A 23,049-nucleotide genomic window follows, 5' to 3' on the forward strand; every position below is an offset into this window, starting at 1 on the left:
TGACCGACATGAACCCAAAGGAAAACTACCTGCATGAGTTCTTCAGGATCTTCTTCGCCAACAAGCAACTGGTGAAGCGCGTGTTCCTGACCTTTGCAGTCATCGCCCTGCTCCTGCCGCTGCTGCTCAAACAGAGCTTCGACATCACCGCGCAGGTCATCGTACAGTCGAAAAAACTCTCTCAGGGTGACGCCACCACGTCGCTCACGGTGGACAATGCCACCTTCATTCCACCGTCACTGGCGGACATGGAAACCGAGAGCAACATCCTCCGCTCGCCAGCGCTGATCCGTCAGACCATCAGCGAACTGCGCGACAACGGTGAATACAGCCCGCCACCTGGGGTGTTCGCCAAGTTGCTCGGCGAACCGTTCAAGCGCTACGTCTCGACACCGCTGCGCGAGTACGTGATCAACCCGCTGCGCAACGGGCTCGGCATGGAAACCGATCCGGTGCGGGACACCACCCTCGACGCCCTGACCCAGCAAGCCGTCGACAGCCTGAAAATCGAAACCCTGCCCGGCTCCAACGTGATCTCCATCACCTACAGCTTCCCGGATCCGCGCCAAGGCACGACGTTCGTCAGCGCCCTGCTGCAGAACTATCTGGTCAGCCGTCAGGCGTTGCAATCGATCGATTTGCCGCAGTCGTTCTACGAGACCAAAAAGCACCAGTATCAGGTGCGTCTCGATGGTCTGGAAGGTAACCGCCAAGCGCTGCTGGAAAATGTCGGCGCGGCGGATCCGAAGGAAGAAATCACCTTCCGCCTCAATGCAATCAACACTGAAGAACAGGCGCTGAACCTGTATCAGGATCGCCTGCTGCAAAGCCAGCGCTGGCTCGAATATCTGAAAACCGCGCTCGCCGCCGCCAGCAGCAGCAAACTCAACGACTACACCTTTCCCTACACCTTCACCACCACCGTCGACAACGTGGCGTTCGAGGACCGGGAAATCAAACAGATGGGCGAGCAACTGACCAGTCAGGTCAGCCGCTACATGAACGATCTGGCGGTGTTCCAGCCCGGCAGCGAACCGATGCTGCTGACTCGCGAACAGATCGCCCGCACCCGTCAGCAGTTTCTCAAAGTGGTGAGCAACCGCATCCAGGAACGCACCGCCGACCTGGCCGTGGTCAAGCAGGTGATCGAGCAGAAAACCGCGCGCATCGCCGAGTTCAAGAACCGCATCCGCGACCTGCAACAGACCCAGAGCAAACTGCGTCAGATGGACACCGAGATCGATGCGCTGCACGCAGCGTTTTCGACCTATGCCCAGCGCTTTGCCGAAAGCAGCACCACGCGCTCGCTCAACGATGACCTGTCCAACGCCCGGGTACTCAGCCCACCGTTCGAACCGACCGAGGCGGCGTTCCCGAAACCGCTGCTGATCATTCCGTTCGGGCTGTTCACCGGCCTGCTGCTGGCGATCGCCTTCGTCTACGTGCGTGAGTTCTTTGATCACCGCTTCAAGCATCCGGCGCAAATCAGCCACGAGCTGGGCCTTCCGGTCCTGTTGGTGCTCAACGAAGAAACGTCGCAGCCGGGCAATCCGCACAAGAACTGGACCATGCCGAGCCTGGTTCACTGGGTGCGCAATTGAACGCGGTGTCCACCCCAATCGTCGCCCTGCCGATCATTCATTTGCTCAGCAGCGGCGGCTTCTACGGGGCCGAGCGGATGTTGCTGGATCATTGCCTGGCAACGCCGGGACAGCACCAGGTGCTGTTCCTCGATGCGCCACCAGAACTGATCGCGCGCTTTCGTGAAGCCGGGGTGGACGCCCGTGGTTGTGCCGGGCTGGGGGAGCTGTTGCGGCACTTGCGTCAGCGCCGGGGCGACAAGCCGTTGCTCAACACCCACAACTTCAAAGGGCTGCTGTTCGGCTGGGTCGGCGCCACGCTGTTGCGCCTGCCGCTGGTGATCACTCAGCACGGCTTCACGCCGCGCAGTCGCAAGCAGAAGTTCTACACCTGGTTGAGCCTGCAACTGTGCCGCACGGCGTCGGTGAAACGGGTGGTCTGCGTGGCGCAAAGCATCGCCACGCTGCACCTCCAGGCCTGCGTGCGTGCGGAGAAGTTGCAGGTGATACCCAACGGTTTGCCAGCCGCGCCGGCGATGCAGCCGGTGGCAGACCGGCAACGCTGGCTGGTCGGGTACGTCGGTCGTTTGAGCAGTGAAAAAGGCCCGGACCTGTTTCTCGATGCGCTGATCGGCCTGTGTCACCAGCATCCGCAACTGGACGCGGTGATGCTCGGTGACGGCCCGGAACGCGAGGCCTTGCAGGCGCGCATCGATGCTGCCGGTTTGCAGCCGCGGATTCGCCTGCCGGGCTATCAGACGGCAATGCAAGGCTGGTGGCAGCAACTCGATGCGCTGGTGATCAGCTCGCGCACCGAGGGCACGCCGATGATTCTGCTCGAAGCGATGCAGGCCGGGGTGCCGGTGGTGGCGTTCGCGGTCGGCGGTATTCCCGATGTCCTGCAGGACCGCCACAACGGCCTGCTCGCGGCGCCGACGGATACCGCCGCCCTCGCCCGCCAGCTCGACACACTGCTGGCCGAACCGAAACTGGCAGCGCAGTTGCGCGACAACGCCAGACGTACACAACAGGAACGCTACGACCTCAAGGCTTTGGCCGAACGCTGGTCGCAGCTGTACATCCACACGGCACGGGAGACACGCGCATGATTTTCCCGCTCTCGATCGTCAGTCTGTTTGCTCTGGTCAGCTTGGGTTTGCTGGCCAGTCCCTGGCCTTATCTGGCTCCGGGAGCGGTGATTGGCCTGGTCGGTTTTACCGTCCTGTACCGCAAGCCGACCTGGGGCCTGCTCGGCATTGCCGCGCTGGTGCCGTTCGAAGGTTTCTTCAAGGACAGCTCGGTGTCGGGGAGCAAGTTGCTCGGCGCCTCGCTGGCAGTGATCGTGATGCTGCAATTGGCGCTGCACCAGATTCCGTCGCAGCGCCTGCGCAGCAATCTGTGGCACTGCCTGATCGGCTTCATGGTTGTGTATTTTCTCAGCCTGCTCAATACCGATGACATGGGCATGTCGCTGGGACACCTGCGCGAACTCAGCGTTGGTCTGGTGCTGTTTGTCATTACGTTGTTGATTGGCCGCGAACTGAACCTCGACCTGTTCGCCCGGCTGGTGACCCTCGCCGTCACCGCGACCTGCGCCATGGCGATGTTCTCGGCGAAGTTCCAGGATCAGGGGCGCGCCGCCGGCCTGCTCGAAGACCCCAACGCCTTCGCCATGCTCATCGCCTTCGCCATTCCTCTCGGACTGCTGCTGGTGATCCGCAGCCCGAACCTGCTGCACCGCCTGTTCTGGGGCGCCTGCTGCCTGCTGTTGCTGGGTGGCATGACCAAGACCGAATCACGCTCAGGCCTGGTGGTATTGGCGTTGAGCCTGCTCATCGGCATCTGGCACTACCGCGCGCAACTGACCCACATTCGTCCACGGCACCTGGGGTTCGTCATGCTCGGTGCGGCCATCGTGATTCCGCTGGCGATCTACGCCATGCCGGCCGGTTACCTGGCGCGGATCCAGTCATTGAGCATCCTCAGCGCCGGCTCCAAGGCGCAGGACGAATCCCTCGGGCGCCGTGCTTCCTACATCGTCGTCGGCAGCCAGATGATCCGCGAGCACCCGGTGCTCGGCTCCGGCCCCGGCACCTTCCCGTTGCATTACGCGACCACCGGTTACGCCAAGGCGTTTTCCGCCAACCGCAAGATCGGCGACCTGTACCGCCGCGCCCACAACACCTATCTGGAAATCTTCAGCGAACTGGGCGTGCCCGCCGGGCTGTTCTTCGTCGGCATGCTCGGGCTCGGTCTGTACAACCTGATCCGCGCGCGGGCGGCGTGGATGCTGCGCGGTGATGGACACAGGGCAGACATGATGACCCATTTGGGTGTGAGCTTTCTGTCGCTGACCCTGTTCCTGATGTTCCTCAGCGCGCCGAACCAGAAGTACGTGTGGATCATGCTGGCGCTGACCAGCGTGCTGCGCGTCAAGGCCGAGCAGGCGCCACTGACTACGGAGACGCAGGCATGAAGCGGATCAGCATCGTCATTCCGATGTACAACGAGGCGCGGCACATTGGCCGAACCCTGCTCGCAGCACAAAAAGCCGCACACGCGGCCAATGTCGAGTGCGAGCTGATCGTGGTCGACAACGGTTCGAACGACCAGGGCCCGCACATTGCCCGGCAGTTCGGCGCAACCGTGCTCAGTTTGCCGGGGCTGTTGATCGGTGCGCTGCGTAATCGCGGCACGGCGATCGCCAGCGGCGAATGGCTGGCCTTCATCGACGCCGACGTAGAAATGCCGGAAACCTGGCTGCAGCCAACGTTCGACATCGAGGCCAGTGGCCAGGCCGATGTGTTCGGCCTGGACCTGCACACGCCGGCCGAGGCGCCATGGTTCGCCACGGCCTGGCAGCGCCGCACTTCGCAGCCGTCGCACCGCGCCAGCCACAGCGTCGATTGGCTGCCCAGTTCCAACCTGCTGATGCGTCGCGCATGGTTCGACAAGGTCGGCGGTTTCAACGAGGCCCTGCGCACTGGCGAAGACAAGGAATTCACCCTGCGCTTGCACGAACAGGGCGCGCGCCTGCTGTCGGTCAACGACCTCGTCGCGCTGCATTGGGGTTACGAGATGAACTGGCGCGAATGGATGGGCAAAGAAATGTGGCGTCAGGGTAGCCATCTGCAACTGCTGCGCACCCATGGCATGAGCCTGCGCCTGCTGCGCTTCCCGATGCTGTCGTTGTTCGTCTGGCTGCTGGACTTTCTGGCGATCTCGGCGCTGCTCGACGGTTTTCCGCACCACGCGGCGCTAATGGTGACGCTGACCCTGATGCCGGGTCTGGTACTGAGCGTTCGCCAGAGTATCAAGCACCGTGATCCGGTCTTTACCCTGCAACTGTGGGGCCTGCACTGGCTGCGCCTGCATCTGGCCGGCGCCGCTTTCATCCTGAGTCTGTGTCAGTGGAACGCAAGGAGGCCTGCCCGTGGCTGAATTCATTTTCTGGATGTGCCTGTTGCTGCCGGTCTACGCCTACGTCGGCTACCCGCTGTTGCTGACGATCCTCGCGCCGCTGTTTCCGGCGTGGCGACACACGCCGGCACCGCCGCTGAACGTCAGCATCGTCATCGCTGCGCACAACGAGGCGCGGCATATCGAGCACAAGTTGCGCACGCTGCTGGCCCAGGATTATCAACCGGCGACGCTGCAGATCATCCTCGCCAGCGACGGCTCGACGGACGACACCGTGGCCTGCGCGCACAAAGTGATTGATCCGCGCATCACCGTCCTCGACCTGCCGCGTCAGGGCAAAGCCGCCACGTTGAATGCCGGCGCGGCCCTGAGCAGCGGCGACATTCTGGTGTTCACCGATGCCGACAACCAATGGTCGCGCGATACCCTCGGCCACTTGCTCGCGCCGCTGAGCGATCCGCAGGTCGGCGCCTGCGCCGGGCACATGGTGATACCAGTCACCGGTGGCGGCCTGAGCATCGGCGACAGTCTGTATCGGCATTACGAAGGCTGGTTGCGCCGGGTCGAGAATCGCACCGGCTGCATGGTCTCCGCCGACGGCGCCCTGCTCGCCTTGCGCCGCGAACTGTTCCAGAACGTGCCGGCCGAAGTCAACGACGACTTCTTTATCAGCACCTGCGCACCGGTGGCCGGCAAGCGCATCGTCTACGTGCCCGAAGCGCAAGTGATCGACCATGGCGTCGACGAGGCGGACAAACAGTTTCGCCGCCGGCAGCGCGTCACCGTCGGCGGCCTGCAAAGCCTGGCCCAGCGCCGCGAGCTGCTCAATCCGCTCAAGCATGGCCTGTATTCCCTGGCGTTGATCAGCCACAAACTGATCCGCCGCCTGGCGCCGGTGCTGCTGCTGCCGTTGCTGCTGAGCAATTGCTGGCTGTGGGAAGAACACGGCTTCTATCGCCTGAGCCTGATCGCGCAACTGTTCGGCTACAGCGTGGCGATTGCCGGGCTGCTGGATGGGCAACACCGCTTGCCGAAACCGTTCCGCCTCGCCGCGTTTCTGCTGGTCACCCTCGCCGGGATGAGTCTTGGCCTGTGGCAGTTCCTGCGTGGCCAGCGGTATGCCCAGTGGAATCCGGAACAGAACCGTTAAGAGGACCGAAGCCATGGCGATCAAACAACTGATAAAAAGCACCAGTGGCTGGCTCTATCTAAACTCCCCGGTGGGTCGTCAGCAGTTGCAGGGCGCCGGGGTGATTCTGATGCTGCACCGCGTGCTGTCGAATGACCGCGCAGCCGACCTGCCGCACCGCAATGAATTGTGCGTCGGGCCCAAGGCGTTCGAGCATTTGCTGGTGTGGCTGCGCAAGCATTTCGACTGCGTGCCGCTGATGGAAATCCTCCAGCCCAACGCTTTGCGCAGCGAACGCCCGCGCGTGGCGCTGACCTTCGACGATGGCTGGCGCGACAACGCGGTCAACGCGTTTGCACTGCTGCAAAAACATCAAGTGCCAGCGAGCATTTTCCTCTCCACCGATTTCATCGGCAGTCGCCAACGGTTCTGGTGGGAAAGCCTCGGCGAAACCCTCTGGGGCAGCCACGGTGAAAAGGCGCGCATGCACCTGATTGAATGCCTGCACGCGTGCAAACATCCGCTACCAGTGCTGCTCGATGACATCGATGTCGAGCGCCGCAGTCTGGCGTTGCTGCATTACCTGCAAGGGCTGAAAAGCCTGGCGCCGCAGGAGCTGGAACAGCTCACCGACGAATGCCCGAAAGACGCTCTGCCACAGGCACTGGACTGGCATCAGGTGCGTGCGATGGAAGCCTCCGGTCTGGTGCGTTTCGGCCCGCACGGCGCCAGCCACGCGATCCTCACCGGCCTCGACGACGTGCGCCTGAGCGAAGAAATCCGCCGCAGCCGCGACGCCTTGAACAACGGCTGCAACCGACCGTTGCCGGTTTACTGCTACCCCAACGGCGACAACGATGAACGCGTGCGCCAGCAGGTCGCCGATCATGATTACCCGTTTGCGCTGGGCACCGGCACCGGGATCTATCGCGGCGACGGCGACCCGTTGAACCTGCCGCGTTTCGGCGTCAGCCAGCGCACCGCCCGCCATCCGCAATTGCTGTCGTGGCGGATCTACCGAGGAGCGCGGCCATGAGCCGAGGCAACTACCTCAAGCACCTGGCGCTAAGCATGGGCACCAAACTGGCGATGATCGCCCTGCGTTTGCTGCGCAACGTGTTGCTCGCGCGGATTCTCGGGCCCAGCGAACGCGGCTTGTTCGCCCTGCTCAGCACTTTGCCGGATCTGATCAGCGCCGCCACCAGCGGCGGATTGAATACGGCGGTCGGTTATCAGGCGGCGAAGCAGCGGCCGATGGGTTTGCTGCTCAGCCAGGTGCTGGTGTTCGGTTGCCTGTTGGCCGGTTTGCTGACATTGCTGGTGGTCGCGCTGGTACGCGAATTCGGCGCGCAGCTGGACGTGACCGTGCAACTGGGCCTGCTCGCCTGGCTGTTGCTGTTGGCGGTGCCGTTGACCGTGTTGAAAAGCGGCCTGCTGACACTGCACAACGCCTCGGGTGGCGTGGTCGCGTTCAACGTCTTGCGGCTGATCGAATCGCTGGCGCCGCTGTTGCTGTTCGTCGCGCTGTTCTGGATGTGGCAGAGCGCAGCGCTGGAGGCGGCGCTGATCAGCTGGCTGGCAGGTATCAGTCTGGTGGTGCTCGCCGGTTGGGTCTGGCTGAAGCGGGCGCAGCCCTTGCAGCTGCAATGGGATCGCGCCAGCCAGAACGAACTGCTGCGCTTCAGTGCGCGCAGCCATCCCGATCTGCTGTTTCAGCAAGTGATTCTGCGCTCCGATTACCTGTTCATCGGCGCCCTGCTCGGCAGCACCGCGCTGGGCCATTACGCCATGGCGAGCGCTGCTGCCGAATTGCTGCTGATCGTCCCCGAAGCGGTGACCACACCCTTGATGAAGCGCCTGCTGCAACAGGATGAAGGCATGGACAAGGTCACTCCGCTGGCATTGCGCCTGACCGCAACGGTAATGCTCGGCGCCTGCCTGAGCATGGCCGTGATCGGCGAATGGTTGATCGTTACTCTGTTTGGCGCTGCCTACCAGCCGGCATATCCGGCGCTGCTGGCGTTGCTGCCGGGCCTGCTGGGCCTGTGCTACGCGAGCATTCTGCGCCTGGACTTGCTGGGCAAGAATCGCCCCGGCACGGTGTCGTTGTTGATGGGCCTGGGCGCGCTGCTCAATCTGGCGTTGAACCTGATACTGATTCCGGCCTACGGCATTGTCGGCGCCGCTGCCGCCTCATCGATCGCCTATCTGGCAGTGACCGTGGCCATGCTCGTGCTGTATTGCCGTTTGAGCGGCGTGCCGTTCTGGCAAACCCTGATCATCCTGCCCCGCGACGTGCTGCCGATGTGGTCGATGCTGCAGAGGAAGCCGGCATGAAAGGCTGGTACCTGCTGTTCGGACTCGGCTTGTCGCTGGACGCTTTGGCGGCGTCGATGCGCTGGGGCGAGATTCGTGACGGCAGTCTGTTTCTGCAAACCGATCAGTCCGACAGCGTGACCGTGCGCTGGACCCCGGCGTGGCAAGCGGATGCCAACGAAGAGCAGCTGTACCTGCTCGACGGTCGCGGCAAATTGCTCGGCGAACGCTTGATCAAGGCCAGCGAAACCCGTGGCAGTCAGCGCTGGCCGCTGCTGCCCGGTGCGGCGAGTTATCGGCTGGAAATTCCTGGCTACAGCTTCCGCCACTACCGCATCGAACACGATGAGCGCACCGTCGCCTTGTTTGCCCCGGCCAAAGTGCACTTCAGTGCCGAAAGCAAGAATGGCGACGTGCTGTATTTCAAAGTTGCGGCCGGTGAGCACGCAGTGCTCGCCGGCAAATTCCATGGCGGCGTCACCGCACTGCAGGCGCAGCAGGTCGGCGACCACCAGGCACTGACCCTCGCATTGAAACCCTATCGCGCCTATTGGCAGTTCGATCAGGTTGCGTTGCCGGTCAGCCCGCGCGAGCAGGTCTGGCGCCTGCAACTGCAAGGCAGCGGCAAAGCGGCGTTCTGGCTCGATGGTACGGCCAATCTGTTTGCGCAGAATCCGCAGCAACTGCAACCGCTGCGCGAAGAGGTCGGAGATGTGCGGCTGGTACTGCATGACAAAGTCCTTGGACGCACGCCGGATCTTGGCATCGCTCTGCCCTACGTGATGCCGCCAGCGGCCAGCCATGCGCTGCTCGATGCGCTGAAGCCGACGGCGGCGAGCTATTACAGTTTTGTCGACGTCACCGCGCAGAATCCGCAGTTCGAGGACGCATTCCGCCGGGTCTATCAGCAGCGCTTCGGCATTCGCAACGACATCACCCTGCTGGCCGGCAGTCAGCGCCAGGCCGATCTGCGCGCCGACGTGCAGAGCAACAGCGGCCTCGACGCCTGGCTGGCGAGCACCCGCGCCCTCGGCGGCAACGGCACGCATTACATCGGCTTTGCCGACGAGCCCAATCTCAACTACTCCAGCTATGGGCAATATCAGGCGATTTTCGCCAGCATGGCCCGTCAGGTGCGCAGCGACCCGGCGAATGCCCGCGCCGGTGTACGCATCGCCATGCCGGCCAGTTCGCGATTGGTCAACGGCCCGTTCGCCGATAACGCGGCGGGCAAGCGCGGGATCGATTGGGCGCGGCGCCTGCTCAGCGAGTCAGCCGACCAGATCGATGCACTGGCCTGGCATGAATGGATGATTCGCGATCTGCTCGCCACCCGTGTCTACCGCGACAGTGTGCGGCGCGCCGCCGAACTGGTCGGCCTCGACGCCAATGGTCAGCCGCGCAAGGCCTTGCTCCTCGATCAGACCAACTTGTCCAGCGGCTCCAGCCTCAGCCCCTACGATCAGGAAACCCATTACACCTCGCTGTGGTGGGCGTCGGTGGTGATCAACGCCTCGCAGGACGGTTTGCTGAGCATGCTCAACTGGTTTCAGGCCGCCGATGAGCCGCGATACCCCAAAGGCATGTTGCGCGTATTGGGCGAGGATCGCTTCGAGCTGAAACCGGTCGGTCTGGCCCAGCAATTCATCGCCCGCCACTGGCTGCGGCAAGTGCTGCAATTGGACAACGACGCCTTCGAGGTGGATGTGCTGGCGATGGCCGGCGACGAGCAGCGCACGTTGCTCGGAGTGAACAAAGGAACGCGCCTGCAACGCGTCGATCTGAGCGGCGCCCGCTGCCCGTTGAACCATGGCGCGCTGCGGTACTTCGGCGCCGACAATCGCAGCCGCGACGCACCGTTTGCCTGCGACAACGGGCGCGTGCGTTTCGAACTGCCGGGACAAACCCTGTTTGCCCTGCGCTGGAGCGCTTCATGAGCCGCCCTTCGATGCTCTGCCGCGCGGGCTTGATGCCGCGCAGGGCACCCTCATCAGGAGAAGAGACCATGGATGTTTTGCAAAAACTCAGCGGACATATTCGTCGGAAAGGCCTGCGAGCGACCTTGGGCAAGATCCGCAAACTGTACATTTTTTCCCATCAGCAACTGCTGTGGATGGAGCGCGATCTGGTCAGCCCGGTGCCGCCGCACCGCCTCAAACCCTATCCGCCACTGCGCGTGGTCAGGATTACGGCGGACAACGCCAGCGCTTTCGCACGCTACTTTGGCGACCGTGTCGGCACGATGGCCGAGCTGGCCAAAGAGGGCCATACCGGGCACATGCATGTCGACGAGCAAGGCGATGCCGTAGCGTTTATCTGGGGCACCCCGCGCGATTATTTCGACCGGCATTACTACGGCTGCCGGTTCCCGGTGAAACCCGGTGAGTTCTTCGAGTTCGGTGGCGAACTGGCCCGGGCGTACTGGGGGACGGAGCTGTCGGTAGACCTGCAATTGCGCCTGTGGGAAGCCATGGCCGCCCAGGGCTGCCGCAAAGTGGTCGATGTCTGTGAGTCGACCAACATACCGGCGCTCAAGCTGCACCTGCGCATGAGCTATACCGAACAACAGCGGATCATGAATATCTACACGCTGTTCGGTCGCTGGCGCTTCTATCGCGAAACCCGCTACAGCGGTTCGCGCCTGGCGGCGCTGGGTAAAACTTCCCGTCCACCTGTCAACGCAACGGCGGCCTGAACCTATGGTGATGCGATTCGAATGGCGCACGTCCCTGTGCGCCGCCGACTTCCCGGCAACCGCCTATGAAACGCTGCGCCTGGGCGTGGCCGACCATACGCCGTTCAACAATCTCGGTTGGTTGTGCGCGGCGGAACAGGCCTTGGGCGAGGACCAACGCCTGCACATTCTGCTCGGTTGGGAAGCCGCAGAACTGCGTCTGTGCCTGCCGCTTGTGGCGAGCCGCGAGCGCTTCGCCGGCGTGCCGTTTCGGGTCTTGCATCACTTGGGTTATCCGCTGGCCGATCGTCTGGCTTTGCTGTCGCTGCTCGGCGGCGAGGACATGCACGAGGCGCTGGTGCTGATTCGCCAGCGTCTGCCGCATGCGCTGTTGCAACTCAATGAGCTGTCGGAACCGGCGGGAGAAGAAAGTGCCGTCACCGCATGGATGGCACGCAGCTCCACGGCCGAACGACGCCTGAGCTGCCGGGTGCCGGTGCATCTGATCAGCGAAGCCGACCATCAGGAAGTCTCGGGCGACCCGCGCTACAAACTGCGCCGGGCACGCAAAAGGATTGCCGCGTGCGGTGCGCAGATTCGCCGGATCACCCCGGATGCGCTGAGCATGGGTGCCTTGTTGCAGACCCTCGGCGAAGTCGAGGCGGTGAGCTGGAAAGGCGATGAAGGCGTCGGGATTTTCGCCACACCGCGCAGTCGCCAATGGATCGAACGCGCCTTCACCGCCCTCGCCGGCCAAGGCCTGGTGCGCGTGGTGATGCTCGAGCTGAACGGTCGCTGCATCAGCTATCGCCTCGGCCTGCTCGAACAGGGCCGGCTCTACGATTACAACCTTGCATTCCTGCCGCAATACGCCGACCTGGGCAGTGGCCGGGTGTTGCTGGAGGAATGGATTCGCTGGGGCCTGGATGAGCACTGGCGCTGGATCGATGCGTCACGGGTGAGCCTGGAAAAATCCAGCCATCAACTGCACGAGCGCATGACCGGGCAACTGGAACACTGGCGCTGGAGTTTCTATTCGTGGCGCCCAAGTGGGCTGGCATTGGGTCTGGCGTTGCGCATCTGGTATCGCTGCAAGCCCGCCGTGCAGCAGTGGCGAGCCCGCCGTGCAAACAAAAAAACTGCAGCACTGGTGCAACCTGTCGCAATCACTCCGGAGGGCGGCCATGCCTCGCCAAGTCATAGTCAACGCTGATGACTTCGGTCTCAGCGCCAATGAAAACGCGGTGATCTTCGCAGCTTTTCAGGCCGGTCTGATCAGCTCGGCCACCGCCATGGCCAACATGCCGGCGTTCGAAGCCGCCTGCGCGATGGCTCGGCATCCAGCACTGGAAGGTCGGATCGGCCTGCACTTCAACCTGACCTACGGACGCCCGCTGAGCCAGGCGATCCTGGGGCGGCGGACGTTCTGTGATGGCAACGGCGTGTTCGACCTCAACCTGCCCCGCCACAGCCTGTGGCTGGGTCGCGCAGACCGTGACGCGGTGCACGCCGAATTGCAGGCGCAATGGCAACGCTGCGTCGATCACGGGATGCACCCGAGCCACATCGACTCCCACCAGCACGTACACAACATCTGGCCGATCGGCGAAGTCGTCGCGAAGTTTGCCGCCGAGCAAGGCGTACCGATCCGGCTGGCGCGCAACCTCGGGCACAACCTCACGCTGCCCAAGCGCTTATTCAAAGGATTGCTCAATGGCCGTCTGCAGAGTCTGGCGCGGGTTTCCGCTGATTACGTCTGCACCCCGGTAGACCTGCGCAATGCCAGCGTGCCCAGCGACGGCGTACTGGAAATCGTCGCTCACCCGACCCGCCTCGGCGTCGATTTCGGCGATGCCTATCTCGGCTCCGGCGAGTCGTTGAGCGAGGTACTCGAGCAGGGTTTGAGGGGCGTCGCGCGGGTCTCGTATGCCGACCTCAATCGACAAGAAACACAGGGCGCCACGGCGCTCGAATGAATCACCGCTGTAACGCAAGCCGACACGACACTCACCACAACACCCGGGCCAAGACCCTGGAGGGGCATCATGAGCATCATCACCAAAGTGCAAGATCGCATCAGACAGAAAGGCCTGGGCCGCACCGTCGGGACGTTGTGGAAACGCTACGTGTTCTTCCACTGGGAACTGCTGTGGATGGAGCGCGATCTGGTCAGCCCGGTGCCACCGCACAAACTGCGCCCGTATGAAGGCCTGCGCAAAGTCGACATCACCGCGCAGAATGCCGTGGCGTTCAGCAAACACTTCGGCGACCGCGTCGGCACCATGGCCGAGCTGGCTGCCGAGGGCCACACCGGGCACATGTATCTCGACGCCGATGGCCATGCCGTGGGCTTCATCTGGGGCAGCATCCGCGACTACCACGATTGTCATTATTACGGCTGCACCTTCCCGGTCAAACCCGGGGAGTTTTTCGAATTCGGCGGCGAAATGATCCGCGCCTACTTCGGCAGCAGCCTGTCGGTGGACGTGCAGGTTGCGCTTTGGCAAGCCATGGCGGCACAGGGTTGCAACAAGGTCGTCGACGTTTGTGAAACCCATAACATCCCGGCGCTGAAACTGCATATCCGCATGGGCTATCAGGAACAAGGCCGGGTGACCCACGTTTACTGCCTGTTCGGCCGCTGGAAGTTCTTCCGCGAAACCCGCTACGAAGGGTCACGCCTGGATCCGCTGCGCAAACCGGGCCGGCCGGTGGTAAGTGCCGCGGCGCAGGCTTGATCCGGCCTTGTGAAATGTGGCGGTCGCAAGGCCGCCTTCGCGAGCAGGCTCGCTGCCACACTGGATAGTCGCCGTACGCGAAACCAATGTGGGAGCGAGCCTGCTCGTGAAGAGGCCCGTCGTCGCGACGATAATTCTCAGACCTTGCTCGCCACCAGGCTAAAGCACATCGGCATCTGCGCCTGCTGGTTCAGGTAGCAGTCATACACCTCTTCCCGATTCGAATGCGCATACTCCTGAAAGTCCACAATGCTCAGCCCCGCTCCAATGGCGCCGCCGAAGATCGCGCCCAGCGTATGCACGAACCAGTACGACTTTGCCGCCGGTTGCTCGACTTTTCCTACATAAACGATCGGCTCTTCCTGCACAAACGGCTCGGCACGGAAATACGAGCTGACGAGGCGCAAAGGATCATCTGCTTGCGGGTCAACCATTTCCAGAAACGGATGTGTTTCGTAGATCACCAGTTTGCCGCCCGGCTTCAGCACCTGCGCAACATGACGGAAGAATTCGCCGATGTCAGGCATCCAGTTGAGTACCCCGATGGTGATCAGGGCGACGTCGAAGCGGTTATGCAGTGACGCGGGAAGACGGTGGATATCACTTTCGATGAACTCAGCATCGTGCGGCGAGCGGCTGTTCAGCTCGCGGGCCTGTGCAAGAAAGGCTGCCGATTGATCCACGCCGACCACACTGCGCGCACCCAGCGCAAACAGCGACAGGCTTTCCCGACCGTTGTTGCAGCCCAGTTGAATCACGTCCTTGCCGTCGACGTCCAGCAAGCCGCGCAAGGTGTCATCGAGACAGCAAAACTCCGCCTGCACGACATCGCGGAGCAATGCCTGCCAGTCCGGTGAATCCTGATGATGGCAGGCGGAATCGTTCCACGCCTGACGATTGCTTTCGATGGCGGTTTTGGGGTTGGGCACTTCCATGGCGCACTCCGGATAAGGCTCGTGATTGAGCGGCGTGAGTCTAGAACAGACCCGGAGTTGGGGTTGTTGCGATGTTGTAAGCGCGAGTCAGGCGATGAATTATCGTTCTTCGCGAGTGTGCCAAAGGCGCAGCAGGTAGATAGTCGAACCGATGATCTCGTAGCGCATTTCGTAGTGCCCGACCAGAATCCTTCGGACGTCTCGCGGTTCAAATTCTTCCAGGCGTTCGCCCAAGCGCGGATTGGCCAACAGCATTGTCGGAGCGGCGGTCAGCTGTTGCACAGTGCGCGCAGCGGCAGGTTGATTGACCGCTGCCAAAAACTCGTAAAGCCTGGTCAGGTCGGAAAGCCCTTTGCTTGTCCACTTCAACTCCATATCAAAGGGGCGCCTTGAGAGGTGTATCGGAAGTCAAGCTGTCCGCCCATGCCTGTACTGACTGATGATCGATGACGCGCCCGGCGTCGACGTCAGCCAAGGCTTCTCGCGTCAGACGGCTGCGCTCTTCCTCTTGATCAATCCAGGCGCTCAGGGCCTGTTTCACGATCCAGTTACGCGAGCGCTCCAGACGCTCAGCCATCAGATCGACCTTCTCGGCCAGTTGCACCGGTACATGGGCAGTTACGGATCGGGTTTTCATTGTCGCGGCCATGTCAGTTGACTCCTCGAGATTGCGGCAGCGGGCGTTCACAGACGATCAGAGTAGTCCTGTTCCATTACGTCCGCTCAACTTTGATACAAATCAAATCAAAGTTAATCACAGCTGCCCATACACCGCTATCTGGCCCGACAAAACGTGATATCGACGGTCGATAAAATCAAAGATTCACATGACTCTGGTTAAGCCGCTCGCGCAAAAACTCCACCAGCGCCTGCACCGGCCGCGAAGCCTGGCGATGCTGCGGATAAACCGCCGACAAGGTCAGTGGCTCCGGGCGTAGATCATCCAGCACCGGCACCAGCCGCCCGTCCTTCAGCGCCGCGCCGACGATGAAGGTCGGTAGATAAGTAATCCCCATCCCCTGCACCGCCGCGTCCCGCAGCAGTTCGCCGTTGTTAACCCGCATGCGCCCGGTGACGTTGATCAGCAGCGGTTTGCCCGGTGCTTCGTTGAAGCGCCATTGCACTGAGCGCCCGTGGCCGTAAGGCAGGCAGTCGTGGCTGTGCAGGTCTTCGGGTTTGAGTGGCGTGCCGCGTTCGGCAAGGTACGCCGGGCTGGCGCAGTACACCCGTTCGATGCTGGCAATGCGTCGGGCGATCAGTGTCGAGTCTTCCAGCACGCCGATGCGCAGGGCCAGGTCGTAGCCCTCGCCGAGCAAGTCGACCGGGCGATCGCTCAAGTCGACTTCGACGGTGACCTCGCGGTAACGCTGCAGGAACAACGGCAACAGACAACCCAGATGCGCCACGGCAAACGACAGCGGCGCGCTCAGGCGAATCGTGCCGCGCGGCTCGGCGGTTTCGCCGGCGATGCCCTGCTCGACCTGCTCCACCTCACCCAGCAGGCGCAGCGCCGATTCGTAATAGCTCTGCCCCAGCGGCGTGACGTCGAGGCGGCGGGTCGAGCGATTCAACAAGCGCACACCGAGGCGCTCTTCCAGTTGCATCAAACGGCGGCTGACGAACTGCTTGGACAGACCCAACTGATCAGCCGCAGCGGTGAAGCTGCCGGAGTCCATGACCTGGCAAAAAATACGCATGTCTTCGAACGGGTTCATTGTCACTCTCTGGTGGACAGTTAAACGCTTTATAGCCGCTTTTTCGCTTTTCAGCAGCCCATTAATCTGTGCTCACGGTGTTGCTGAGGCCGCAACCCCAGTGCCACAGCAGCCCGAAACTCAGGCAAACAATCAAAATTATTCAAAAGGATTTCCACCTATGAACATCGTCAAGAAAACCCTCGCCGCCTCCCTCCTCGCCCTGTCGGTCAGCAGCGCTTTTGCCGCTGGCAGTCCTGGCGTCGAACACAACACTCAGGCATTCCTCGACGCCCTCGCCGCTGGCGGTGGTCGCCCGCTGGAACAGCTGAGCCCAAAGGACGCCCGTGCAGTCCTGACCGGTGCGCAGGCTTCGGTGAAGGTTGATCTGTCCGGTGTGGAAGTCAGCGACAGAGCTATCAAGGTCGACGGCCAGACCATCAATCTGAAAGTGGTGCGCCCGGCCAAGGTCAAAGGCGAGTTGCCGGTGTTCATGTTCTTCCACGGTGGCGGCTGGGTGCTGGGTGACTTCCCGACGCACCAGCGTTTGATCCGTGATCTGGTGGTCGGCTCCGGCGCTGTGGCGGTGTATGTCGATTACACGCCGTCGCCGGAAGCGCAGTACCCGACCGCGATCAACCAGGCATACGCCGCGACGAAATGGGTGGCCGAACACGGCAAGGACATCGGTGTCGATGGCAAGCGTCTGGCGGTGGCCGGCAACAGCGTCGGCGGCAACATGGCGGCGGTCGTGGCGTTGATGGCCAAGGAACAGAAAGCCCCGGCGCTGCGCTTCCAACTGCTGATGTGGCCGGTGACCAACGCGCAATTCGACGACGGCTCGTACCAGCAATTTGCCGAGGGGCACTTCCTCACCAAAGGCATGATGCAGTGGTTCTGGGACAACTACACCACCAACCCGGCCGAGCGTGCGCAGATCCACGCCTCGCCGCTCAACGCCAGCGCCGAACAGCTCAAGGGCCTGCCCGCTGCTCTGGTGCAGACCGCCGAGTTCGACGTGCTGCGTGACGAAGGCGAAGGCTATGCGCGGCATCTGGATGCAGCCGGTGTGCCGGTGACCTCGGTGCGTTACAACGGAATGATTCATGACTTCGGCCTGCTCAATCCGCTGAGCGAGATTGCGGAAGTCAAAGCGGCGGTGCGTCAGGCTGCGGCCGAACTGAAAACCCACTTGCAGCCTTAACCGCAAAAGATCGCAGCCTTCGGCAGCTCCTAGCCTGGAATACGATTCCCGGTAGGAGCTGCCGCAGGCTGCGATGTTTTTTCTCACTAGCGTCGCGGAGTACCGGTCATGACTCTTTTCTACGCCCACCTGCTGTCCTGGAGTGCCGTCCTGTTGCTGCTCGACGCGGCACTCTGGCATTTCTCGCCCTTCACCCATCGCGCGCCGCGAGTCGGTGTGCGTCTGGCGCTGTTTCTGGCATTCAGCGCGCTGGTGATCAATGCCGGTGTCAGCCCGTTGCAGGCTCCGATATTCGCTGATGATCGCGTGGCACAACTGGGAGCGACGGCGCTGGGGATTCTCTGGTGGCTGTACGCAGCACGGGTGCTGACCGAAGTGATTGGCCTGGCGCTGATGCGCCGCATCGGTCACAGCGGTCGCTTGCTGCAAGACGTCATCGGTGCGCTGGTGTTTCTGGTCGCCATTGTTGCGGCGGCCGGCTACGTGCTGGAGCTGCCAGTCAAGGGCCTGCTGGCCACCTCCGGGGTGGTCGCCATCGTTGTCGGTCTGGCCCTGCAAAGCACTCTCGCCGATGTGTTTTCCGGCATCGTCCTCAACACCACCAAGCCCTATCAGGTAGACGATCTGGTGATGATCGACGGCGTCGAAGGCAAGGTCTTCGATATCGACTGGCGCGCCACGCACCTGCTGACCAGCGCCGGCACCATGGCGGTGGTACCGAACTCGGTGGCGGCCAAGGCGAAAATCGTCAACCTCAGTCGGCCGAGCAACATGCACGGCGTGTCGATCAGCATCCAGGTGCCCAATCACATTCGTCCGCGACGGGTGCTCGACGCCCTTGATCGCACCCTGCAGGGCAGCAGTTCGCTGTTGCTCAGCCCAGCGCCGAAAGCCGTGCTCAAAGAGGCTGGCGAAACCATGTCCGAGTACGTCGCCAGCGGTTTCATTGCCGAGCTGGGCAAGAAAAGCGAAGTGCGCAATCAGCTGTTCGACCTCGCCCACCGCCATCTCGAAGCGGCGGGCATTTCGCGCCATCCCGACGGCGTAATCGAACCGTCGAGCCGTGCTCGTGCGTTGCTGGATGAAGTGAAGATTTTCCGCTCGCTGAGCAGTGAAGAACGCGATCGCCTCGCTGAGTCGATGGTTGCGCAACAGTACACGGCGGGTCAGGTGGTGCTGGATCTGGACGAAGTGCCGGACAGCCTGTTCGTGATTGCCACGGGCGTGGTCAGCGCGACGGTGCCGGACGGCAATGGTCAGACCGAGGCCGGACGCATGGGGCCGAGCGAAGTCATGGGTGAGCAGAGCATCCTCGCCAATACGCCGTCGCAGGCGACGTTCACGGCGCTGACGTCGAGCATCATCTATCGCCTCGACAAGCAGTTGACCCGTGAGTGCATGGACAAGCGCAGCGAAGTCGGCCGGGCCTTGAACAAGTTGCAGGCGGTGCGTCAGCAGAACAGTCGCCTCGCGTTGATGGCCAAACCGGTGGCGGTGAAAAAAGGCGGGTTCTTGGGTTGGTTGCAGAAGCGCTGATTCGAGGGCTTGAAAATCAAAAGCTTACCCCCCTCACCCCAGCCCTCTCCCCCCAAGGGGGGCGAGGGGGAAAGGGAGCCAATCTCCATGCGTTTCAAGAGCGGAGCTCGGCTCGGTATTGCAGGTCGATGCAACTCTAGCAAACAACGCGGTCAGTCCCCTCTCCCTCCGGGAGAGGGCCAGGGTGAGGGGCTTTTGACGTTCGACCAAATTACTTGGCGGTGAACTTGGTGTAGCTGTTGATCAGGTTGCGATAGTTAGGCAGACGCTCGGACAGCAGGTGCGCCAGGCCTTCCATGTCGTTGCGCCAGTCGCCCTGCAGCTCGCAAGCCACAGCGAACCAGTTCATCAGGTGGGCACCGGCGGCGGACATCCGCGCCCACGCCGCTTGTTGCACGGTGGTATTGAAGGTACCCGACGAATCGGTCACGACGAACACTTCGAAGCCTTCAGCAATCGCCGACAGGGTCGGGAAAGCTACGCAGACGTCGGTCACGACACCAGCGATGATCAGTTGCTTGCGGCCGGTGGCCTTGATCGCTTTGACGAAGTCTTCGTTGTCCCAGGCGTTGATCTGGCCTGGACGCTGGATGAACGGCGCGTCGGGGAATTGCTCAAGCAGCTCAGGCACGATCGGGCCGTTCGGACCTGCGTCGAAGCTGGTGGTCAGAATGGTCGGCAGCTTGAAGAACTTGGCGATGTCGCCCAGTGCCAGCACGTTGTTCTTGAACTCGTTCGGCGAGAAATCCTGCACCAGCGAGATCAGACCGGTCTGGTGATCGACCAGCAGGACGACGGCATCATCTTTGTTCAGACGCTTGTAAGGAACGCTCATGGCAAAACTCCTGGATGGATGGTTGTTGCGTGAAGCGCCGGCCCTGATGACCGGCGCTTTTTTCGAACTCAGAACGCGAAGCAGGAACAGCCGAACGCGCCCCAGAAACCGGCGAAGTCGCTGACGGGTGCATTCGACATCCGCGCTTTTTCATGGCTGTGGGTGTGCACGGCGCACGGCCCGCTGCACTGGTGAACCTGCGCCTGGAGTGGCGAGTTCGGGCGCCAGTGGCCCGGAACCTTGACCACCGGCGACCAGTCCGGCAGCACCGGAATCGAACGCGGACCGAGGTCTTCGAAGTCGCCGGCGGCGTAGACAATCTTGCCGCCGACCACGGTCATCACCGACTCGATCCACTTGATCGCTTCTTCTTCGACGCTGAAGAAGTCCGCGCTCAGCGCCGCCAGGTCAGCCAGTTGACCGACGCGGATCTGGCCCTTCTTGCCCTGCTCCGAGGAGAACCAGGCGCTGCCGTGGGTGAACAGTTCCAGCGCGGTGCTGCGTGGCAGACCTTCTTCATACAGGGCCAGACCGCCAACAGTACGGCCGCTGACCATCCAGTACAGCGAGGTCCACGGGTTGTAGCTCGATACGCGCGTGGCGTCGGTGCCGGCGCCAACCGGCACGCCTTCAGCGAGCATGCGCTTGATCGGTGGCGTGGCTTCGGCAGCTTGCTTGCCGTAGCGATCGACGAAGTATTCGCCCTGGAACGCCATGCGATCCTGAATCGCGATGCCGCCGCCCAGCGCCTTCACGCGTTCGATGTTTTGCGGGGTGATGGTTTCGGCGTGGTCGAAGAACCACGGCAGACCATTGAACGGAATGTCGCGATTGACCTTCTCGAACACGTCGAGCATGCGGCTGATCGATTCGTTGTAGGTGGCGTGCAGACGGAACGGCCAGCGCTGCTCGACCAAGTGGCGCACCACCGGCTCCAGCTCCTGCTCCATGGTCTGCGGCAAGTCCGGACGCGGTTCGAGGAAATCTTCGAAGTCGGCGGCGGAAAACACCAGCATCTCGCCGGCGCCGTTGTGGCGCAGGTAGTCGTCGCCCTGATGCAATTTGACGCTGCCGGTCCAGTTCTGGAAGTCGGTCAGCTCTTCTTTCGGCTTCTGGGTGAACAGGTTGTAGGCGATGCGTACGGTCAACTGGTCGTCTTTGGCCAGTTGCTCGATCACTTGGTAATCGTCCGGATAGTTCTGGAAACCACCGCCGGCGTCGATCGCACTGGTCAGGCCGAGACGATTGAGTTCGCGCATGAACTGGCGGGTCGAGTTGACCTGATATTCCAGCGGCAGCTTCGGCCCCTTGGCCAGTGTCGAGTAGAGAATCATCGCGTTCGGCCGCGCAACCAGCATGCCGGTCGGGTTGCCGTTGCTGTCACGGACGATCTCGCCACCTGGCGGGTTCGGCGTGTCGCGGGTGTAACCGGCCACGCGCAGAGCGGCGCGGTTGAGCAGCGCACGGTCGTAGAGGTGCAGGATGAACACCGGGGTATCCGGCGCCGCCTGGTTGATTTCTTCCAGGGTCGGCATGCGTTTTTCGGCGAACTGGAATTCGTTCCAGCCACCGACCACGCGCACCCACTGCGGGGTCGGTGTGCGATCGGCCTGATCCTTGAGCATGCGCAGCGCGTCGGCCAGCGACGGCACGCCTTCCCAGCGCAGTTCGAGGTTGTAATTCAAACCGCCGCGAATCAGGTGCAAGTGCGAGTCGTTGAGGCCAGGGATCACGCAGCGGCCTTTCATGTCGACCACTTGCGTGGCGCTGCCCTTGAGGGCCATGGCCTCGGCATCGTTACCGACGGCAACGAAGCGGCCGTCCTTGATTGCCACGGCGCTGGCCAGTGGTTTTTCCCGGTCTACGGTATGAAATTGGCCATTGAATAAAATCAGATCGGCGCTCATCGCAGTTCCTCAAGCAAAAGTGAAAAGAAGCAAACCCCGCTCAACGCGGCGAGGTTTCTTGGGAATCGAGGTGTTCATGGACCTGGCTGGCTTCCAGCCACGGGGTGAACAAACGGGTGACCGGCGGCATTACCACGTACACCACCGAGAGGACGATGGTCAGGGTGATCAGGAACGTGGCGACCACGTAGTTGGACAGAAGCGGATGCAGCGCCAGCAGCGGCCCCCAGATCAGCGGCACCAGCAAGGTGTGCGGCAGAATCACCAGCAGCGAAACCACGGCCTGCTTCCAGCGCGGCGGCGGCGAAGCGGCATCGGCCAGGGGGGAGAACCAGAACTCGTTGACCGGGGCGACTTCAGTCTGATCACCGTCGGCCAGCATCGGCGCAGCTTCGGCGACCAGCGCCTGACGCTCGGAGGATTCCAGCCAACCCTGCATGGCCTCGGTGGAGCTGAAGCGCAGCACGCAGGTGTAAAAATCCAGACGCCCGCGCTTGCCGCGCACCACGTCCACACCCAGATGCCCTTCGCGCTGCCCGGCAACGCGCACGATGTTGCGCAGCCATGCTTCATACGCCGACTCGAAACCGGCCTTGACCGAGTGTTTGATGATCAACGTGACAGTCTCATCGGCCCCCGGTGCTTGTTGATTCAGGACTTCAGGCATAACGCAGCACTCCGGGCAAACGAACAGGAATCGCCAGCCGTCCAGGCCCGGCGATCAATACAGTGGTGAAAAGAATCAACAGCAACCAGCCGAACTGCCCTTCGGCCACACTCCATTGCGGATGCACGACCAGCAACGCCACCAGCAGCACAAAGAGAATAGGCAAGCAGGCCAATCGCGCCAGCACGCCGGCGACGATCAGTAGGGGGCAGAGGACTTCGGCGAAGATCGCCAGGATCAGGGTCAGGTGGGCGCCGAGGTGGAACGGATCTTCGATCAGTTGCAGTTGCGCGGTGAAGTCCAGCAGCTTGGGCAAGCCGTGCACCCACAACAGAAACAACCCGCCGCTGACCCGCAGGAACAGCAACCCGATGTCGCGTGCCTGTTCATCCCGTTGCGAAACGTGCATGGGCC

The 23,049-nt window shown here is 62.3% G+C and carries 22 protein-coding genes; 14 read left to right on the forward strand and 8 right to left on the reverse strand.

The window, feature by feature from the left end; all coding sequences use genetic code 11:
* The first annotated feature begins 8 nt into the window (after nt 1-8).
* The 12 genes from BLU71_RS11545 (at nt 9) to BLU71_RS11600 (ending at nt 13,857) form a co-directional block, all read left to right on the forward strand.
* On the forward strand, nt 9-1,601 hold the full coding sequence (locus BLU71_RS11545; protein WP_064363968.1) for a GumC family protein: 1,593 nt from the start codon (nt 9-11) through the stop codon (nt 1,599-1,601).
* Nucleotides 1,598-2,689 (forward strand): glycosyltransferase family 4 protein, encoded by a 1,092-nt coding sequence (locus BLU71_RS11550; protein ID WP_083353132.1) that lies wholly within the window; start codon nt 1,598-1,600, stop codon nt 2,687-2,689. Before BLU71_RS11545 ends, BLU71_RS11550 begins: the two co-directional genes overlap by 4 nt.
* On the forward strand, nt 2,686-4,056 hold the full coding sequence (locus BLU71_RS11555) for an O-antigen ligase family protein (RefSeq protein WP_083353133.1): 1,371 nt from the start codon (nt 2,686-2,688) through the stop codon (nt 4,054-4,056). The genes BLU71_RS11550 and BLU71_RS11555 overlap by 4 nt, the downstream gene beginning before the upstream one ends.
* Complete coding sequence (locus tag BLU71_RS11560; protein WP_065615046.1) at nt 4,053-5,021, forward strand: glycosyltransferase; 969 nt, start codon at nt 4,053-4,055, stop codon at nt 5,019-5,021. The genes BLU71_RS11555 and BLU71_RS11560 overlap by 4 nt, the downstream gene beginning before the upstream one ends.
* On the forward strand, nt 5,014-6,150 hold the full coding sequence (locus BLU71_RS11565; RefSeq protein WP_064363964.1) for a glycosyltransferase family 2 protein: 1,137 nt from the start codon (nt 5,014-5,016) through the stop codon (nt 6,148-6,150). The genes BLU71_RS11560 and BLU71_RS11565 overlap by 8 nt, the downstream gene beginning before the upstream one ends.
* 13 nt (nt 6,151-6,163) lie before the next feature.
* Complete coding sequence (locus BLU71_RS11570) at nt 6,164-7,165, forward strand: polysaccharide deacetylase family protein (protein WP_064363963.1); 1,002 nt, start codon at nt 6,164-6,166, stop codon at nt 7,163-7,165.
* Nucleotides 7,162-8,466, forward strand: a complete 1,305-nt coding sequence (locus tag BLU71_RS11575) for an oligosaccharide flippase family protein (RefSeq protein WP_083353134.1) — start codon at nt 7,162-7,164, stop codon at nt 8,464-8,466. Before BLU71_RS11570 ends, BLU71_RS11575 begins: the two co-directional genes overlap by 4 nt.
* Nucleotides 8,463-10,382, forward strand: coding sequence for a hypothetical protein (locus BLU71_RS11580; protein WP_083353135.1), 1,920 nt, complete (start codon nt 8,463-8,465; stop codon nt 10,380-10,382). Before BLU71_RS11575 ends, BLU71_RS11580 begins: the two co-directional genes overlap by 4 nt.
* Before the next feature lie 68 nt (nt 10,383-10,450).
* Nucleotides 10,451-11,140 (forward strand): hypothetical protein, encoded by a 690-nt coding sequence (locus BLU71_RS11585; protein ID WP_064363960.1) that lies wholly within the window; start codon nt 10,451-10,453, stop codon nt 11,138-11,140.
* A gap of 4 nt (nt 11,141-11,144) precedes the next feature.
* Nucleotides 11,145-12,332, forward strand: coding sequence for a GNAT family N-acetyltransferase (locus BLU71_RS11590; protein ID WP_083353136.1), 1,188 nt, complete (start codon nt 11,145-11,147; stop codon nt 12,330-12,332).
* A complete protein-coding gene (locus BLU71_RS11595; RefSeq protein ID WP_065615043.1) occupies nt 12,304-13,095 on the forward strand; it encodes a carbohydrate deacetylase in 792 nt (263 codons plus the stop codon). Before BLU71_RS11590 ends, BLU71_RS11595 begins: the two co-directional genes overlap by 29 nt.
* Nucleotides 13,096-13,164: 69 nt before the next feature.
* Complete coding sequence (locus tag BLU71_RS11600) at nt 13,165-13,857, forward strand: GNAT family N-acetyltransferase (RefSeq protein WP_064363957.1); 693 nt, start codon at nt 13,165-13,167, stop codon at nt 13,855-13,857.
* Between the two features lie 137 nt (nt 13,858-13,994).
* Here the strand turns inward: BLU71_RS11600 and BLU71_RS11605 are convergent, their stop codons facing one another.
* From BLU71_RS11605 to BLU71_RS11620, 4 genes are all read right to left on the reverse strand, one after another.
* Entirely contained in the window at nt 13,995-14,792 is a 798-nt protein-coding gene (locus BLU71_RS11605) for a class I SAM-dependent methyltransferase (RefSeq protein WP_083353137.1), read from the reverse strand.
* A 99-nt stretch (nt 14,793-14,891) separates the two neighbouring features.
* On the reverse strand, nt 14,892-15,167 hold the full coding sequence (locus BLU71_RS11610) for a type II toxin-antitoxin system RelE/ParE family toxin (RefSeq protein WP_083353138.1): 276 nt from the start codon (nt 15,165-15,167) through the stop codon (nt 14,892-14,894).
* A gap of 1 nt (nt 15,168) precedes the next feature.
* The gene (locus tag BLU71_RS11615) at nt 15,169-15,441 is read right to left on the reverse strand and encodes a CopG family ribbon-helix-helix protein (protein WP_083353139.1); all 273 of its coding nucleotides are present in this window, start codon (nt 15,439-15,441) and stop codon (nt 15,169-15,171) included.
* A gap of 166 nt (nt 15,442-15,607) precedes the next feature.
* The gene (locus BLU71_RS11620; protein WP_024012435.1) at nt 15,608-16,507 is read right to left on the reverse strand and encodes a LysR family transcriptional regulator; all 900 of its coding nucleotides are present in this window, start codon (nt 16,505-16,507) and stop codon (nt 15,608-15,610) included.
* Between the two features lie 160 nt (nt 16,508-16,667).
* Between BLU71_RS11620 and BLU71_RS11625 the strand changes: the two genes are divergently transcribed.
* Both BLU71_RS11625 and BLU71_RS11630 read left to right on the forward strand, forming a co-directional pair.
* Nucleotides 16,668-17,690 carry an alpha/beta hydrolase gene (locus tag BLU71_RS11625; RefSeq protein WP_083353140.1) on the forward strand — a complete coding sequence of 341 codons (1,023 nt, stop codon included), beginning with the start codon at nt 16,668-16,670 and terminating at the stop codon, nt 17,688-17,690.
* Between the two features lie 108 nt (nt 17,691-17,798).
* Nucleotides 17,799-19,226, forward strand: a complete 1,428-nt coding sequence (locus BLU71_RS11630; RefSeq protein ID WP_083353141.1) for a mechanosensitive ion channel family protein — start codon at nt 17,799-17,801, stop codon at nt 19,224-19,226.
* Nucleotides 19,227-19,437: 211 nt separating this feature from the next.
* On the opposite strand, the gene ycaC is transcribed toward BLU71_RS11630, so the two are convergent.
* The 4 genes from ycaC to BLU71_RS11650 form a co-directional block, all read right to left on the reverse strand.
* Nucleotides 19,438-20,061: an isochorismate family cysteine hydrolase YcaC gene (ycaC, locus tag BLU71_RS11635; protein ID WP_016774080.1), complete on the reverse strand. Its 624-nt coding sequence runs from the start codon at nt 20,059-20,061 to the stop codon at nt 19,438-19,440.
* 68 nt (nt 20,062-20,129) lie between these two features.
* Complete coding sequence (locus BLU71_RS11640) at nt 20,130-21,968, reverse strand: amidohydrolase (protein WP_042609477.1); 1,839 nt, start codon at nt 21,966-21,968, stop codon at nt 20,130-20,132.
* Nucleotides 21,969-22,008: 40 nt separating this feature from the next.
* Entirely contained in the window at nt 22,009-22,635 is a 627-nt protein-coding gene (locus tag BLU71_RS11645) for an antibiotic biosynthesis monooxygenase (RefSeq protein ID WP_083353142.1), read from the reverse strand.
* Nucleotides 22,628-23,044, reverse strand: a complete 417-nt coding sequence (locus BLU71_RS11650; RefSeq protein WP_083353143.1) for a DoxX family protein — start codon at nt 23,042-23,044, stop codon at nt 22,628-22,630. Before BLU71_RS11650 ends, BLU71_RS11645 begins: the two co-directional genes overlap by 8 nt.
* Between the last annotated feature and the right edge of the window lie 5 nt (nt 23,045-23,049).

Source organism: Pseudomonas moraviensis (assembly GCF_900105805.1).
GTDB lineage: Bacteria > Pseudomonadota > Gammaproteobacteria > Pseudomonadales > Pseudomonadaceae > Aquipseudomonas > Aquipseudomonas moraviensis_A.

What these genes read in the sequence shown, in the direction of transcription:
- BLU71_RS11545 (WP_064363968.1), top strand. Translation starts at nt 9, where the DNA reads ATGAACCCAAAGGAAAACTACCTGCATGAGTTCTTCAGGATCTTCTTC.
- BLU71_RS11555 (WP_083353133.1), top strand. Translation starts at nt 2,686, where the DNA reads ATGATTTTCCCGCTCTCGATCGTCAGTCTGTTTGCTCTGGTCAGCTTG.
- BLU71_RS11560 (WP_065615046.1), top strand. Translation starts at nt 4,053, where the DNA reads ATGAAGCGGATCAGCATCGTCATTCCGATGTACAACGAGGCGCGGCAC.
- BLU71_RS11570 (WP_064363963.1), top strand. Translation starts at nt 6,164, where the DNA reads ATGGCGATCAAACAACTGATAAAAAGCACCAGTGGCTGGCTCTATCTA.
- BLU71_RS11575 (WP_083353134.1), top strand. Translation starts at nt 7,162, where the DNA reads ATGAGCCGAGGCAACTACCTCAAGCACCTGGCGCTAAGCATGGGCACC.
- BLU71_RS11580 (WP_083353135.1), top strand. Translation starts at nt 8,463, where the DNA reads ATGAAAGGCTGGTACCTGCTGTTCGGACTCGGCTTGTCGCTGGACGCT.
- BLU71_RS11585 (WP_064363960.1), top strand. Translation starts at nt 10,451, where the DNA reads ATGGATGTTTTGCAAAAACTCAGCGGACATATTCGTCGGAAAGGCCTG.
- BLU71_RS11590 (WP_083353136.1), top strand. Translation starts at nt 11,145, where the DNA reads ATGGTGATGCGATTCGAATGGCGCACGTCCCTGTGCGCCGCCGACTTC.
- BLU71_RS11595 (WP_065615043.1), top strand. Translation starts at nt 12,304, where the DNA reads ATGCCTCGCCAAGTCATAGTCAACGCTGATGACTTCGGTCTCAGCGCC.
- BLU71_RS11600 (WP_064363957.1), top strand. Translation starts at nt 13,165, where the DNA reads ATGAGCATCATCACCAAAGTGCAAGATCGCATCAGACAGAAAGGCCTG.
- BLU71_RS11605 (WP_083353137.1), bottom strand. Translation starts at nt 14,792, where the DNA reads ATGGAAGTGCCCAACCCCAAAACCGCCATCGAAAGCAATCGTCAGGCG.
- BLU71_RS11610 (WP_083353138.1), bottom strand. Translation starts at nt 15,167, where the DNA reads ATGGAGTTGAAGTGGACAAGCAAAGGGCTTTCCGACCTGACCAGGCTT.
- BLU71_RS11615 (WP_083353139.1), bottom strand. Translation starts at nt 15,441, where the DNA reads ATGGCCGCGACAATGAAAACCCGATCCGTAACTGCCCATGTACCGGTG.
- BLU71_RS11620 (WP_024012435.1), bottom strand. Translation starts at nt 16,507, where the DNA reads ATGAACCCGTTCGAAGACATGCGTATTTTTTGCCAGGTCATGGACTCC.
- BLU71_RS11625 (WP_083353140.1), top strand. Translation starts at nt 16,668, where the DNA reads ATGAACATCGTCAAGAAAACCCTCGCCGCCTCCCTCCTCGCCCTGTCG.
- BLU71_RS11630 (WP_083353141.1), top strand. Translation starts at nt 17,799, where the DNA reads ATGACTCTTTTCTACGCCCACCTGCTGTCCTGGAGTGCCGTCCTGTTG.
- ycaC (WP_016774080.1), bottom strand. Translation starts at nt 20,061, where the DNA reads ATGAGCGTTCCTTACAAGCGTCTGAACAAAGATGATGCCGTCGTCCTG.
- BLU71_RS11640 (WP_042609477.1), bottom strand. Translation starts at nt 21,968, where the DNA reads ATGAGCGCCGATCTGATTTTATTCAATGGCCAATTTCATACCGTAGAC.
- BLU71_RS11645 (WP_083353142.1), bottom strand. Translation starts at nt 22,635, where the DNA reads ATGCCTGAAGTCCTGAATCAACAAGCACCGGGGGCCGATGAGACTGTC.
- BLU71_RS11650 (WP_083353143.1), bottom strand. Translation starts at nt 23,044, where the DNA reads ATGCACGTTTCGCAACGGGATGAACAGGCACGCGACATCGGGTTGCTG.